Source organism: Winogradskyella psychrotolerans (assembly GCF_018860545.1).
GTDB classification, from domain to species: domain Bacteria; phylum Bacteroidota; class Bacteroidia; order Flavobacteriales; family Flavobacteriaceae; genus Winogradskyella; species Winogradskyella psychrotolerans_A.
In genome coordinates this window covers 26,149-41,691 of sequence record NZ_JAHKPN010000012.1, presented here as the reverse complement: position 1 = coordinate 41,691, position 15,543 = coordinate 26,149, and the positions used below count along the sequence as shown (strand labels likewise).

12 protein-coding genes and 1 tRNA gene are annotated in these 15,543 nt (G+C 33.6%); 7 read left to right on the top strand and 6 right to left on the bottom strand.

All coding sequences use genetic code 11. The annotated features are described in order from the left end of the window. Positions 1-51: 51 nt before the first annotated feature. Both KO515_RS06650 and odhB read left to right on the top strand, forming a co-directional pair. Positions 52-2,808: a 2-oxoglutarate dehydrogenase E1 component gene (locus KO515_RS06650; protein ID WP_215935602.1), complete on the top strand. Its 2,757-nt coding sequence runs from the start codon at positions 52-54 to the stop codon at positions 2,806-2,808. 48 nt (positions 2,809-2,856) lie between these two features. Beyond that, positions 2,857-4,071 (top strand): 2-oxoglutarate dehydrogenase complex dihydrolipoyllysine-residue succinyltransferase, encoded by a 1,215-nt coding sequence (gene odhB, locus KO515_RS06645; protein WP_215935601.1) that lies wholly within the window; start codon positions 2,857-2,859, stop codon positions 4,069-4,071. 552 nt (positions 4,072-4,623) lie between these two features. Here odhB and KO515_RS06640 read toward each other — a convergent pair. From KO515_RS06640 to KO515_RS06615, 6 genes are all read right to left on the bottom strand, one after another. Further along, on the bottom strand, positions 4,624-5,253 hold the full coding sequence (locus KO515_RS06640) for a response regulator (protein WP_215935600.1): 630 nt from the start codon (positions 5,251-5,253) through the stop codon (positions 4,624-4,626). Positions 5,254-5,335: 82 nt separating this feature from the next. Then, positions 5,336-5,776, bottom strand: a complete 441-nt coding sequence (locus KO515_RS06635; RefSeq protein ID WP_215935599.1) for a retropepsin-like aspartic protease — start codon at positions 5,774-5,776, stop codon at positions 5,336-5,338. Next, the gene (locus tag KO515_RS06630) at positions 5,764-8,349 is read right to left on the bottom strand and encodes a CHAT domain-containing protein (protein ID WP_215935598.1); all 2,586 of its coding nucleotides are present in this window, start codon (positions 8,347-8,349) and stop codon (positions 5,764-5,766) included. The genes KO515_RS06635 and KO515_RS06630 overlap by 13 nt, the downstream gene beginning before the upstream one ends. A gap of 22 nt (positions 8,350-8,371) precedes the next feature. Then, complete coding sequence (locus tag KO515_RS06625) at positions 8,372-10,324, bottom strand: PKD domain-containing protein (RefSeq protein WP_215935597.1); 1,953 nt, start codon at positions 10,322-10,324, stop codon at positions 8,372-8,374. Positions 10,325-10,440: 116 nt separating this feature from the next. Then, positions 10,441-11,475, bottom strand: coding sequence for a hypothetical protein (locus KO515_RS06620; protein ID WP_252723802.1), 1,035 nt, complete (start codon positions 11,473-11,475; stop codon positions 10,441-10,443). 76 nt (positions 11,476-11,551) lie between these two features. Next, complete coding sequence (locus tag KO515_RS06615; RefSeq protein WP_215935596.1) at positions 11,552-11,989, bottom strand: hypothetical protein; 438 nt, start codon at positions 11,987-11,989, stop codon at positions 11,552-11,554. Between the two features lie 138 nt (positions 11,990-12,127). On the opposite strand from KO515_RS06615, the gene KO515_RS06610 reads away from it, so the two are divergent. The 5 genes from KO515_RS06610 (at position 12,128) to KO515_RS06590 (ending at position 15,512) form a co-directional block, all read left to right on the top strand. Continuing rightward, positions 12,128-12,709, top strand: coding sequence for an RNA polymerase sigma factor (locus tag KO515_RS06610; protein WP_215935595.1), 582 nt, complete (start codon positions 12,128-12,130; stop codon positions 12,707-12,709). A 4-nt stretch (positions 12,710-12,713) separates the two neighbouring features. Then, positions 12,714-13,460, top strand: coding sequence for a tetratricopeptide repeat protein (locus tag KO515_RS06605; RefSeq protein WP_215935594.1), 747 nt, complete (start codon positions 12,714-12,716; stop codon positions 13,458-13,460). A gap of 93 nt (positions 13,461-13,553) precedes the next feature. Next, the gene (locus KO515_RS06600) at positions 13,554-14,321 is read left to right on the top strand and encodes a TatD family hydrolase (RefSeq protein WP_215935593.1); all 768 of its coding nucleotides are present in this window, start codon (positions 13,554-13,556) and stop codon (positions 14,319-14,321) included. Beyond that, on the top strand, positions 14,322-15,350 hold the full coding sequence (locus tag KO515_RS06595; RefSeq protein ID WP_215935592.1) for an asparaginase: 1,029 nt from the start codon (positions 14,322-14,324) through the stop codon (positions 15,348-15,350). 74 nt (positions 15,351-15,424) lie between these two features. Beyond that, positions 15,425-15,512, top strand: a tRNA-Ser gene (locus KO515_RS06590). Positions 15,513-15,543 lie beyond the last annotated feature (31 nt).

Sequence of the window (15,543 nt, the reverse complement as noted above, 5' to 3'; positions counted from 1 at the left end):
GTTGTATTTTTGACTAAATTTTGTTGAAACGTCAACGTCTCAAAAAGTAAAATGGATAAATATTCCTTTCTCAACGCGGCACATACAGCATATTTTGCTGATTTATACGACCAATACCTAAAACACCCAGATTCTGTAGAGCCAAGTTGGCGCGCCTTTTTTCAAGGTTACGACTTCGGATCCGAAAATTATGGTTTAGATGGTGAAATTATTGAGGGTGTTTCCACCCAAATTCCAGAACAGGTTCAAAAAGAATTTCAAGTTCTTAAACTTATTGATGGTTATAGAAGTAGAGGTCATTTGTTTACAAAAACAAACCCTGTACGAGCACGACGTAAATATGCTCCAACCTTAGAAGTTGAAAACTTTGGATTATCAAAAAATGATTTACAGACTGTTTTCTCAGCAGGAGAAGTCTTAGGTTTGGGGTCTGCAACTTTGCAAACTATTATAGATCATTTAGAACGTGTATATTGTGAGTCTATTGGTGTAGAGTATATGTACATCAGAAAGCCTGAAGAAATTAAATGGATTCAGCAGAAGCTTAATATTAATGATAATCATCCACAGTTTTCACCGGATCAGAAGAAAACAATTTTAAGAAAATTGAATGAAGCTGTGTCTTTCGAAAACTTTTTACATACTAAATATGTAGGTCAAAAACGGTTCTCTTTAGAAGGAGGTGAAGCATTAATTCCAGCTTTAGATGCTTTAATTGAGCATGCTTCTGGTTATGATGTCAAAGAATTTGTAATGGGAATGGCGCATCGTGGTCGTTTAAGTACCTTAACAAATATTTTTGGTAAATCTGCTAAAGATATTTTTAGCGAGTTTGATGGTAAAGATTACGAGCAAGAAGTTTTTGATGGTGATGTGAAATACCATTTAGGTTGGACGAGTGATCGTGTAACCGATACAGGTAAGAAAATTAATTTAAATATAGCACCAAATCCTTCACACTTAGAAACTGTTGGTGCTGTTGTAGAAGGTATTGTTAGAGCAAAACAAGACGATAAATATCCTGATAACCCATCACAAGTTCTACCAATAATAGTACATGGTGATGCGGCTATTGCTGGGCAAGGTTTGGTTTATGAGTTAATTCAAATGGCTCAGCTTGATGGTTATAAAACCAACGGAACCATTCATATCGTAGTGAATAACCAAATTGGTTTTACTACCAATTATTTAGATGCACGTTCTAGTACCTATTGTACAGACGTTGGAAAAGTAACACTGTCTCCGGTGTTACACGTTAATGCAGATGATGCTGAAGCTGTAGTGCATGCGACATTATTCGCTTTGCATTTTAGAATGAAATTTAAGCGTGATGTCTTTATAGATATGTTAGGTTATAGAAAATATGGTCATAATGAAGGAGATGAACCTAAATTTACACAACCATTATTATATAAAGCTATTGCTAAACATAAAAATCCAAGAGATATTTATGCAGAGCGTTTACTCGCAGAAGGAGTTATTACTAATGACTTTGTGACTAAAATAGAAAAAGAGTATAAAGATAGGCTTGAAGAAAAACTTGAAGATTCTCGTAAAGTAAAGAAAACAGAGATTACACCATTTATGCAGAATGAGTGGACTAATTTTACGACAGCTCAAGAAGACAAGATGATGCAGCCAGTGAATACATCATATTCTAAAGAAGGGCTTAAAAAAATTGCAGAAGGCATATCTAGTTTACCAAAAGATAAAAAATTTATAAGAAAAATTCAACGTTTAATAGAGTCGAGACAAACGATGTTTGATGAAGATCGTTTAGATTGGGCCATGGCAGAACATTTGGCTTATGGTTCTATTTTGTTAGACGGTAATGATGTTCGTATGTCTGGCCAAGATGTAGAGCGAGGAACCTTTTCACATCGTCATGCGGTTGTGAAAGTTGAGGATAGTGAAGAAGAAATTATTTTACACAATAGATTAAGCGACGATCAAGGAAAGTTTTATATCTATAACTCGCTATTATCGGAGTACGGAGTTGTTGGTTTTGACTATGGTTACGCTATGGCAAGTCCTGAAACATTAACAATTTGGGAAGCGCAATTTGGTGATTTCAGTAATGGAGCTCAAATTATGTTAGACCAATATATCTCTGCTGCAGAAGATAAATGGAAATTACAGAATGGATTGGTAATGCTGTTGCCTCATGGTTATGAAGGTCAAGGAGCGGAACATTCTTCAGGACGTATGGAGCGTTATTTACAATTGTGCGCAAAGGATAACATGTTTGTAGCAGATTGTACAACACCCGCAAATATGTTTCACTTACTACGTAGACAAGTGAAGGCAGATTACAGAAAACCTTTAATTGTGTTTACACCAAAAAGTTTATTACGTCATCCAAAAGTGGTGTCTACGGTAGATGAATTTGTAAATGGAAGTTTCCAAATGCTAATCGATGATGCTAGCGCAAAGGCAGATAAGGTAAAAACATTAGTCTTTGTGACAGGTAAATTTTACTATGATTTATTAGAGGAACAAGAAAATCTTGAAAGAGAAGATATCGCTTTGGTAAGAATAGAGCAGTTATTTCCATTGCCTGCTAAAGATATGAGAGCAGTACTTGAAAAATATAAGCATGCAGAAGATATCGTTTGGGCACAAGAAGAACCAAGAAATATGGGAGCTTATGGCCACATGTTAATGAACTTTGATGAAGCTAAACAATTTAGAGTTGCGAGTAGACGTCCTTATGGTGCACCTGCAGCTGGAAGTTCGGTTCGTTCTAAAATAAGACACAAAGAAGTTATAGATTACGTTTTTGATAAAACCAAAAACAACCAGAGATAAAAAAGAATTAATACAACGCAAATTAGAGCTTAAATAAAACAATAAAGCATGATTTTAGAAATGAAAGTGCCTTCACCAGGCGAATCAATTACTGAGGTAGAAATTGCAGAATGGTTAGTGCAAGATGGTGACTATGTTGAAAAAGACCAAGCAATCGCTGAAGTCGATAGTGATAAAGCAACTTTGGAGTTACCTGCAGAGGCTAGTGGAACAATTACACTAAAAGCTGAAGAAGGTGATGCTGTTGCTGTAGGTGCTATTGTTTGTTTAATAGATACTAGCGCGGCAAAACCAGAAGGAGGTGAAGCTCCTGCAAAAGCAGAAAAGAAGGAAGAGGCTCCTGTAAAAGAAGCATCTCAACCCGTTGCTGCGGAATCTAAAACGTATGCAACAGGCACTGCAAGTCCTGCTGCTAAGAAAGTATTAGCTGAAAAAGGTATTGATGCAAGTTCTGTTTCAGGCACTGGAAAAGATGGTAGAATTACTCAAGATGATGCTGTAAAAGCAGTACCATCTATGGGAACTCCTACTGGCGGTAATAGAGGAACAACGCACAGTAAAATGTCAATGTTGCGTCGTAAAGTAGCGGAACGTTTAGTTGAAGCAAAAAATACGACAGCCATGTTAACCACATTTAATGAGGTAAATATGACTCCTATTTTTGAATTGCGTAAAAAGTACAAAGAAGACTTTAAGGCAAAACATGGCGTGAGCCTTGGCTTTATGAGTTTCTTTTCTCTTGCTGTTGTTAGAGCGTTAAAAATGTATCCTGCTGTTAACTCTATGATTGATGGTAAGGAAATGTTGACTTACGATTTTGTAGATATTAGTATTGCGGTTTCAGGACCAAAAGGACTCATGGTACCAGTGATTAGAAATGCTGAAAACTTAACATTTAGAGGAGTTGAATCTGAAGTAAAACGTTTAGCACTTAGAGCTAGAGATGGTCAAATCACGGTTGATGAAATGACAGGTGGTACATTTACAATTACAAATGGTGGTGTTTTTGGTAGTATGTTATCTACACCTATTATTAATCCTCCACAAAGTGGAATTTTAGGGATGCACAATATTATTCAACGTCCTATCGCTGTAGATGGTAAAGTAGAAATTCATCCTATGATGTATGTCGCTTTATCTTATGATCACCGAATTATTGATGGTAAGGAGTCTGTAGGGTTCTTAGTGGCTGTAAAAGAAGCTTTAGAAAATCCTGAAGAGTTATTAATGGATAATAACGTGAAGAAGGCATTAGAGATGTAAGTCTTAAATAAATGTTTAAAAACAAAAAGCGCAATTCCTATAGAGTTGCGCTTTTTTGCTCCTTACCAAGAGCACCTAATTTAACTAACTTTATCTAACTAAAGAAATTAACAGCAATATTTGCTGATATTACAATTACTGAACTAACAATTAATAAGATTATAAATACTTTATCACTTTTTGTGGTAGATTCATTTTTTGTTGTTTCCATAAAGTTTTGTTTTTTTAAAAGCTCTGAATTATAAGTTATTCAGAGCTTATAAGATTTTAATTTGAGGTATGAATTAATAGCTGATGTAAAGTTGCAACTAATTATAATACAATACTATACGTAACTTTACGTATTTTTTGAGTTTTTTTCATAAAAAAAGGCCTCGAACCAAAGTTCGAGGCCAAAATAATCCCTAAGAATTAATCAATCCTATGTTTTTTAGAATTAACTAATAGCAAATTGTATGTTACAACCCCTACATTTGTAACATGATGTAAAGGTCTTGAAAATAATAATACAATACTATACGTAACTTTACGTAGTTTTCATTTTTTTTTTAATTAAGTATCAAAAAATTTAGAATTTTCCTTTGCCCAAATGAGCAAACTATTTTGTTTACTTTCCAATTTTAATTTTTTTATAATATTGCTTTTGTGTTTTTCTACAGTTCTAGGTGAAATTCGAAGCAAATCTGCTATTTCAACTCCAGTTTTGTTCTGTGATATTAATTTTACAATTCCTTTTTCATGATTCGTTAATAAGTCGAAGTTGTCAGGTAACGCATTTAATTCTAAAAATTTTAATAATTCAGGACTGAAATAAGACTTATCCTTTGTAACAGATGAGATACAGTTTTCAATTTCCACGAGTGCAAATTCCTTTAAGACATAACCATAAATTCCTAAGGCTTTAGCATCATAATATGTCTTCTCGTCTTTTTCGAAAGTAATAAGAATTATTTTAGTTGCTAACTTATCATTTTTACATTTTTCAGCAATCTGCAAGCCTGTTAAAAACGGCATTTTTATATCTAAAATGGCAATGTCTGGTGTATGTGCTTTTATAAGTGCTAATGCTTCTTTTCCGTTTTTTGCACTGGCTAATACATTATGTTTTTTTTCTATTAAAAAATCGTGGAGACCTTTCAGGACCAAAGGATGGTCATCTGCTATAATAATCGTAGGGTTCATTTTTTGCTATTAATTATTTTAAAGGTAGTAAGAATCTTTAGCATATGAAATTTCTAATTCCAATTTAATCGGATAACGGGTGTTATAATTTTAAATACAAGTATTTTTTTTCATAATCTATAATACCTTTGCCTTTTTTTAAGATGTCTGCACCAATGATACCATCCACAGGGTCTGCGTCATGACTTATTAAACCGTTGTTGACATGAGAGAGATTAAATAAAATTAACGCGATTCGATTTTTTTTCCATTTTCCCACCTTTATGGCATTCGAAGTAGAGATTTGCGTCAACATGTCAGAAGCTCCAGCACCAACAGCTTTAATTTCAGAATCTTTTACTTTAAGGTTAAAACGGTCAATAGCTTCAAATCCCACACAGCTACTGGACGCACCTGTATCTAGTATAAAACGTCCTTTAACACCGTTAATAGTGGCCTTTATTTCAAAATGGTTCGTTTTAGTAAACTTTAATTTTACTTTAGAATAGCCTTTATTTATGAGGAACTCCTTTAACGTTTCCATGTTTTTTGTTTAAAAATTAATAACCAACATAACAACGCAATTATTAAGCCTAAGATGATATAACTAAATATATTGTAAACATTCGCAGGTTCTTCAGCAGTTAAATCACCTGAATAGATAAAAGCACTCCAATAATAAGGTGATTTCTTTATATTTGATATATCAGGATGATTTAAGTACATTAATTTAGAGGTTTGATTGGCCGAAAAAGCAGACTCAGTTTTGTAGAGCTCACTATAAAAATTAGACATGAGCTGTGAGGTAGATAAATCGTTAATTTTCCAAAGTGAAACTACTAAATTAGATATTCCTGCGTATTTAAAACCACGTGCTAAATTCATACTGCCTTCTCCTTTCTGAAGCATGCCGACTCCGGTTTCACAGGCACTTAAAACGACCAAGTCGTTTGTTAAATCAAGATTATATAGGTCTTGCAGGTATAATTTTGAATCTATAAAACCAATATTGGCAGGTGTTGTAAAATCACCACTATTGGCATGTGTGGAAAGGTGTAAAATACTGTAAGTATTGATTTGTTCTAAAACATCTTTTTTAGTAGCCTCATTATACATTAAAAACGCAGTCTTAACTTCGTTATCTAATTGTTCGGCTTCGTCTAGTGAGTAGGTGAGCTTCAAATTACTATTATCAAACACAGGAAAAACACCGAGTGCAGAATTTCTAAATTTATATGGTTTGCTCTCATTATAAAATGATGCACTTGTATGGTAAGCGATACAGTGTTTCTTCACCATAAAAGGCATGTCAGCATAATTTGAAGCTGTAGTTTGTTGCGTTAATAAACTTTCAAAAGAAATAAAATTTAATAGGCCATCGGCAACAATGATTATATTTTGGTAGTTACCAATCTCATTTAATTTTAATAATTCATAAAGGTTGAAGGCATCATCTCTAAATTGAGAAATAGTATTGTTAATGGCTGAGGCATTTTCAAAATAGCTGATATATGTCGAAATGCTTTGTTGATCTAAAACAGATAAATCAATCCGGTTAAACTCCATATTGTTTGGGGAGAACATAAATTGATACAATCCATTTTTACCGTAAAAATAAGAGACCAAACAAGCCTTATCTGTTTTTAGTTTCGATTGTAAACGGTCTATGTCAAACCCTTTAGAGTCGTTTGAAACGTATACTTTGTTAATTGTATCTTGTATTTGTTTTAAGTCTATACTTGTTGTAATGAGCTGTTGTTGTAAACTGTCGCGCACTGATATTTTTGAATTATTTAGAGGTCTATTAAGCAATCTGTTGGTAAGTCGTTGTTGTTGCTTTAGTAATGTTTGTTCTTTCAGTAAAAGACGATCTGTGGGATGTTGCTCTAAAAGGGTTCTTTTGTTGATGTGCCATTTTAAAGCTAATGCTTTATTGCATTCGGCATAGTTAAAAGCACGACTTATGTATTTAATATCTCTTTTTTCTTGGTATTTAGTATATAACAAAGCAATACATTTCTCACTTCTATCTTTATTAACGCTTGCACTAATAATATAGCTTTCTTGACTAGTGTGTTCTTTATTGAGCAATTCAGTAACATAAAAACTTAAATCATAACTCTGCAGTGCTTTTTCAGGTTCGGTTTGTAATGCTGCCCATAAATCAAAAACATCTATAAAGGTATTTTCTGGATATAAATCTTTAGCATTCGGTAAATCAATACCATTAAAATTTGGTAATAAAATTGCTAAGCAATTTTTTAGTTTTGTAAAGGCTTTATCTTTTTCGTTTCGTATAAAATGTAATTGAGCTTCTTGAAAACTGAATTGTGCTCTGCTTCTTCCTGAGGTGAGTTTGTTTATTTTTAAAGCTCTTATCCGGTTAAGACTGGTGTAGGCTAAATCATAATCTTCATTTTGTAGCGCCGATTCGTAAGTGAGTTGAAGTTTTTCAATCGTGCTAGTATTAAATCGGGTTACAATAAGGTCATTTTCTAATAATAAACGGTTTTGATTCGTTTTTAAAAGCAATTCACTTTTTCGTTTTATATAATTTAGGTTGCGTTGTTGCTGTTTTTTTAAGCCTTCAATTTTTAAGCCTTTAGTAACGATAGCTATCACCTGTTGATGTTTGCTTAAAGATTGGTACAGTTTTGCGAGGTTGATATAGCCAGAAATCTGCTGTTGCTTATTATTTTGTTTTTCCGATAGTTGAAGGTAGTGTCGTATAGTGTGTTCCGCTTTGACGTAGGCGTTAGTTTTGTGATAGAGGATCCCTAAAGGAATAAGGCAGTATTCTACAATATCATAAGATAAAATGTGATGTTCATTATAAAGCTGAAATGCTTTCTCATAATTTGTAATAGCTTCTTTTTTTCGATTTACTGTATTGAGATAGTATGCTTTATGAACTAATAGGTTTATAAATGCAAAGTACTCGTCTTTGGTGTTAAGTTGTGCTTCAATATGAAGACTAGTTTTATTTAGCTCATTTAGGCCTTCAACTGTTTGATTTTGACTAAAATTTTCAGTAGCCACATAAACTGTTTCTTCCAAATCTTGAGCAAAACAAGTTCCGAAGACCAACATAAAAATTAAAATGAGTCCTTTTTTCATTTATTATGGAACTGTTTTTAAACTAGAATTTCCAAATGGCATAAAACTGTAGATAATTATAATTGTCTTCTAAGTTAAATACATAACGTGCACCAAGACTTGGTCCGATACGCGCAAAACCTGCTGTAGCTTCTACTAAGAAACCTTTTCTGAAATTGGTAAAGGACTCTGTGACCTCTTCATCGGTGGTGCTACTGTCAAAAAGAAATAAATCGGCTCCTTGACCTTCAAATTGCTCCGTTAAAACTGATTGTTCTTGTTTTTCGTTTACCGATATAGTACCAATAATTCCGGCTCCTAAACCGATATAATTATTTACATTATACCGAACTAGCACGGGGATTTCCCAATCGATATTATTGTAGCTCCTGTTTGTGGTTGTGCGTTCCGTGTATGGAAAACCGATGGCGCCATCATCGACAATTTCTTCTGTAATTTCGGTGTTGCTGTCAAACTTATGAAAACTGTTTAATAACTCAACTTGCCAATACCAACGATAGGATTTGTAAGGAGAAATAGTCGCTCCTAAAAAGTAACTTTCTGAGTTTTTTAAATCTGCAAAGGAGTTGTAACCTGCTTTGACTCCAATAGAAATACCAGGTAAAAAACGTGTAGTAGAATAATTGGTGATTATGGGTTCGTTTTTATCGAAAATAATAGCGGTTCGGGATTTGGTTTTCTTTTTATGAAAGTCATTAGAAAACTTTAGTCGGTATTTTACAAAACCTTTGGTAGAATCGTATTCTTTTACATTTTTCTGCTCACTTCCTGGTAGATAGATGTTTTTGAAAGTAAAAACCGCCTGTTTAGCAGTGTAAGTAGTGTCGAGACAGCTATAAGCAACATCATACTTTGGACAAATTTTCACTTTAGGATACATGTCTAATACTTCAATTGAAGATTTATCAAACATTTCAGGAATATCAGTTTCTAAACGAATCGTTGTAGCCGGACCTTTACCATTATTTTGGAATCTAATTTTGAATTTAGGCTTTTTAAATCGTACTAACCTATAATTTAGAAACGAGGCATTAGAGGACATTTTATTGGGATCGTGAGAGGTTACAATTTCCATCTCCATATCTTTTACATGGTGATTATCGTAACTATTATCTGGTACATAGACTCCTCTAACCGAAATAATAGCTGAGGTGTCTTTTAGCATTTCTTTGGTGGTTTTTAAACTGTAAAATACATGGCGTTCTTCATTGGGTTTCATGTTGTCAAATTGTAGTTGACTAGAGTTTCTGTAAGCGAATTTTGCGTCCTCTAAAGTCTTAGGTAGGTTTCTGCGAACTGTTGTGTCTTGGGGTTTTGCTTTTAGAGACAGTAAATTATCTTCTGCAGAGGCATAATATACATCAGAATCAAATTTTGAACTATATACGAGATCTTCAGTTATGTCCCGTTCGTTGTGGTATGGTCTGGTTTCGATGAGATCAAAATTGTCAGCTTTGTATTTCGCTTCATTGTAAAACAGAAAGAATTTTCCGTTAGTGGTGTATGATTTTGTGTTTTTGTAGCTAAACACAATAACGATATCTTCATCTGGCATGGGTTCTCTGTTACGTTGTAGATTTAAGGCACTATCCATTGAGGCTTCATCTTCAAAATCGTCACTTGCATTTTCTACTGTTATTTTTTTTGGTCGTGTTAATGGTGGTTTTCCAGTATCATAGTTATTCGTAGCCCATAATCTCACGGTGTATTCTCCATTTTTTTTATACGTTTTTTTAGGTTCTAACGCTTTACTAAACGTACCATCACCAAATTCCCAAAAATTGGTGTAAAATGCTTTTGGCGCACCAGCAATTTGATTGAGTTGCGGAGCGTTTGCTTTAAACTCAGTTTCACTGCCATTGGTTTTATGTTCAATGGTAGCCGTTCCTCGTGTGGTATCCGTTGCTATGTCTTGCTGTGCAAAACCGTAAACTGAAAAACTAAAAAATATATAAAATAGGGTTGTAGGTTTCATGTGATAGCATTTATTGCGATTAAATTTAAGAATTAAAAACTAAGCCCATTTATACCCAGCACAAAAAGTCAGAAAAATTAATTTCTGACTTTTATTAACTAAGTAGGATATTTCATTTATGGTAAATCATTCATCAAAGCTGTTAATGACGCTTCTGTCCCTACTGTAGTCTCCCCTAAATTAAAAGTTATAATATCGTTTTCAACTATAGTTACAGGTTTAATTGCATATCTCCACTCACCTTCGGATTCAGATATAAAGATGACGTGACATTCTAATCCAATTGGTATTTGTCCATAGTGCTCGCTAAAAATATTTAAGGTCTCATCATAAGTATCTAAGTGTGCTAAGGCTGGTAATTCGCCATCGTAAGACAAGTATATGGCACTATTTTCATTATTGTATCCTGCTGGTGGCTGAACCTGAATTGTTGTTTTTGGTCTTGGGTCGTTATAGAATTTATCTACATTAGTCCAACCGAATCCTTCAATGATGGCATAGTAATTTTCACCTTCTAAAAATAAACCTCCATCTCCATTGGCATTATCTTCATTTTCATCCCATGCTAAGTTGCCATCTGCATCGATGTCACCAGTCCAAAGCGTCATAACTGGGTCAGCATCTCCTGTTAAACTTGTAGGAATCATTAATTGGAAACCACAACTAGTGTCTAAAACAGTTCCGTTTTGCGTGGCTTCTACAAAGAATTCTCCACCACTAATTATTAGGGCTTTATCACCATTAGGTAATTTCCCCATAGTAGGTTTGTTCGTGGTTAACATGCTTCCTTTATCAAAAAGTTCAACATATTCTAAAGAGATGTTTCCAGTAATTGGATTTCCGTTGTCTGTAATACAGTTAGAATTGATGCTAATTTGTACACCGTTTTCTGAAGTTAAATAGACGTACCCATCATCCGCGTCAAAGCTAAATGTTTGGGTGTGGTTGTCCATGGCAAGGTCTCTCATGTTTTCAAATTCTAAAGGAGTAGGTGTGTTATTATTTTGGAATACATTATCTGCATCGTCGGTAGGGTCGCAGCTTGTTGTAAGTAAAGAGGTCATTAATAATAGGGCAAAAAGGCTGAATAATTTTTTTGTTAAAATACGCTTCGTACTTGTTCTGATGTAAATGGTTTTACTTGTTTTCATAATGATTTAAATTTATAGTTATCTGTAGTTATATAAACAGAGTAATAAAATTGTTACCCTGTTTTTATGGTTTATTTTAATAATCTTTACTTGCGATGACTTTATAGGTTATAATATCACCTTTGGCCGCTAAGGCAATCAATCTTTCAGCAGCAGCTTGTGAATATGCAAAGCCTTCAGATTGACCATAATTACTCTCTACCTTCCAGAAGTAAAGTCGTTTTGTTGTGTCTTTGGCTTCAGACCTTAAAACGTTATAGCTCGTAATCTGATTTTCTATAATAATGTCTCCAGCGCTGAATAAGGCAATCATGCGTTTTGCTTCTTCTAAGTTTAATGAGGTGCCTTCGCTTTTTCCGTTTTTAGTGATGACTTTCCAATCATAAACTTCAATAATATTGTCTTTGGTGATTTCTAATGAGGTTGCATTAGTTAAAATCGAGGTTGCTGTCGTAGCATTTAAAGTTGTAAATCCTAATGCTACTGTTGCGAAAATTAAAAGTGTACGTTTCATAATTGAGGGTTTTTAATTAATTATTTCTTCTTGTTTGCTCAGTTTTGTTTCACTGTTACACCCTTATATCAAAAGACCTTTTAAATTGTTACCCTCATTACATAAAGATTTTTTAAATTCGTTGAAAATAAAGGGTTCATGAGCGAAAAAAAATTACACGACGACCAAAAATATATTGATGGATTAGCTGAAAACAATACCTTTATTATTAAGGCAATCTATGAGAAGTTTGCACCTAAGATCATTAATTATATCAAGCAGAATAGTGGTGATGCTTATGATGCTCAAGATGTTATTCAGGAAACGATTATAACTATATATAATCAAGCGAAGCAGAACAAGCTCCAATTAACTTGCCCTTTTGATGCCTATTTTTTCTTGCTCTGTAAACGAAAGTGGTTAAATCAATTGAAGAAAAGTAACCGAAAAGAGGTAACAATAGATGACGATGTGTTATATAAAGATGATGATGCACAAGTATTATCTTTTGAAACCTCAATTTTTGAACATAAACAAGCCCTATTTGACGAGGTATTTCTACAATTAGGAGATGCCTGTAAAGATTTGCTCAAAGCGACTTTTAAAATTAAATCTATGGAAGACGTTGCTAAAAGTCTTAATATCACATATGCCTATGCACGAAAGAAAAAATCGTTGTGTATTGGGCAATTGACTAAATTAGTTCAAGCCTCACCGAAATTTAACCGTCTGAATTATTAAAATTATGGAAGAACAAGATTATATACAGTTTGAAGCGTTTCTCGCAGGTAATTTATCCAAAGACGACCTAGTAGCTTTTAATGATCGATTACATTCGGATGCTCAATTTAAAGAAGCCTTTGAGATTTTTAAGGATTTAAATTCAAACCTAGAACATCAAATTGCCAACGAACGTGAAATTTTCGATTTTAAAGCAAACTTAGATGTGATTTCTAGTCAGCATTTTAATGCCATTCACGATGAGGATATCATAATTAAGCCTAATCCAAAATCTAATTTCTATAAGTATGCTGTTGCAGCTTCTGTAGTTATTCTTTTAGGGTTCTTTGTTTTTAATCAATTTGGAGGTCCAAAATATGAGGAGTATAATAATTTTGATCCAATTAGCTTAACGGTCCGAAGTACTGATAATACTAATTTTAGTAAGGCAGAACAGAGTTTTAATAATAAAAACTACGAAGAAGCAATACGTGCATTCAACGCTATTTTGGAAGACGATTTTACTAATTTAGAAATACAACTCTATAAAGGTATAGCTTTGGTTGAAACCAATCAGTTTGAAGAAGCAGATATAGTGCTTAATAAAATAATGAATGGGAATACAGCTTATAGGAATAAAGCCAAATGGATTTTAGCTTTAAGTTATTTAAAACAAGATAATACCTCAGAAAGTATTAAAATACTTAAAACGATACCAAAAGGCACTGAAGATTATGTATCTGCTCAAAAATTATTAATGGAGCTAGATTAATATAAAGTGAATACCATTTAAAGAGATTTTTTTCTAAAATAAATACTAAACTGAAAGTCATCAATTCCACGATGACTTTTTTACTTTTGCAAAATGATTATTACAGATACACATACCCATTTATATAGTGATGCTTTTGATGAGGACCGAGCAGAAATGATACAACGCGCTGTTGAAGCTAATGTGACACGGTTTTTCATTCCGGCCATAGATTCTAGCTATACAGAATCTATGCTTCAACTTGAGAAGGATTTTCCGGAGCATGTGTTTTTAATGATGGGATTACATCCCACTTCGGTAAAAGATAACTATAAAGAGGAATTGAGTCTTGTTACAGACTTCTTAGCGAAACGGAAATTTTGTGCTATTGGAGAAATAGGAATTGATTTGTACTGGGACACCTCTACTTTAGGTATTCAAATAGAAGCTTTTCGCTACCAAATTAAACTAGCCAAAAAGTATCAATTACCTATTGTTATTCATTGTAGAGATGCTTTTGATGAAATTTTTGAAGTTTTAGAAGAAGAACAGTCTGATGATTTATTTGGAATTTTTCATTGCTTCACTGGGACTTTAGAACAAGCTCAAAAAGCAATATCTTATAATATGAAACTAGGCATTGGAGGGGTGGTTACCTTTAAGAATGGTAAAATAGATCAGTTTATCAATCAAATAGATTTGAAACATATTGTATTAGAAACAGATGCACCCTATTTAGCACCAAAACCGTTTAGAGGAAAACGCAATGAAAGCTCCTATGTATGTAAGGTGTTAGAGAAATTATCAGAACTTTACGGCAAAAGCGAAGAAGAAATCGCTAGTGTTACAACAGAAAACTCAAAAGCTATATTCGGAATTTAAATGACAAAACAACCACATATTCTACTCATATATACAGGTGGCACGATTGGCATGGTAAAAGATGTTGAAAGTGGAGCACTAAAAGCATTTGACTTTAATAGTCTACTTGTTAAAATTCCAGAATTACGCTTATTAGACTGTACTATTGAAACTATTTCCTTTGAAGAACCTATAGATTCGTCAAACATGAATCCTAAATATTGGGGAGATATTGCGACCATTATAGAGGAAAATTATGAAGATCATGATGGTTTTGTGGTTTTACATGGTAGTGATACCATGAGTTATTCGGCATCGGCACTTAGTTTTATGTTAGAAAACTTGGCCAAGCCTGTAATTTTTACTGGCTCACAATTGCCTATTGGGGATTTACGGACAGATGCAAAAGAAAATTTAATTACGTCCATACAAATGGCATCTTTAAATATTGAAGGTATACCAGTAATTAGAGAAGTGGGGCTTTATTTTGAATATAAACTTTATAGAGGTAATAGAACTACAAAATTAAATGCTGAACATTTTGAAGCATTTGAGTCGTTAAATTATCCGCATTTAGCAGAATCTGGTGTGCATTTAAAAGTGAATTCTGAACATTTATGGAGACCAACACCAAACACAGAATTGATTTTACGAACAGCTATGGACACTAATATTGGAGTGCTCAAATTGTTCCCAGGTATTTCGAGACCCATTTGTGAAGCTATTCTTACCAGTAAATTAATTAAAGGGCTTATCATAGAAACCTATGGTTCAGGTAATGCCACAAGCGAGCCCTGGTTTATACAATTATTAAAAGATGCTATTAGCAACGGATTACATGTTATTAATGTAACGCAATGTGCAGGTGGAAGTGTCAATATGGGACAATATGAAACGAGTTCACAATTAAAACTAATTGGCGTTATTTCAGGAAAAGATATTACCATAGAAGCTGCAATTGCTAAATTAATGTACCTTTTAGGTGAGAATGTTGCTGAAAATGAATTCAAAACAATTTTTGAAAGGTCTTTAAGAGGAGAAATGTCCTAAAAATAACAGTTTAAATTTTAGTGTTTGAAGATTTTTTCGTTATTTGGCACAATGTAATTTGAAATAAAATTTAGAGAGAGGTGGCCGAGTGGTCGAAGGCGCACGCCTGGAAAGTGTGTATACCTCAAAAGGGTATCGAGGGTTCGAATCCCTTCCTCTCTGCTGATATTTTTACGTGATTATTGCATATTTT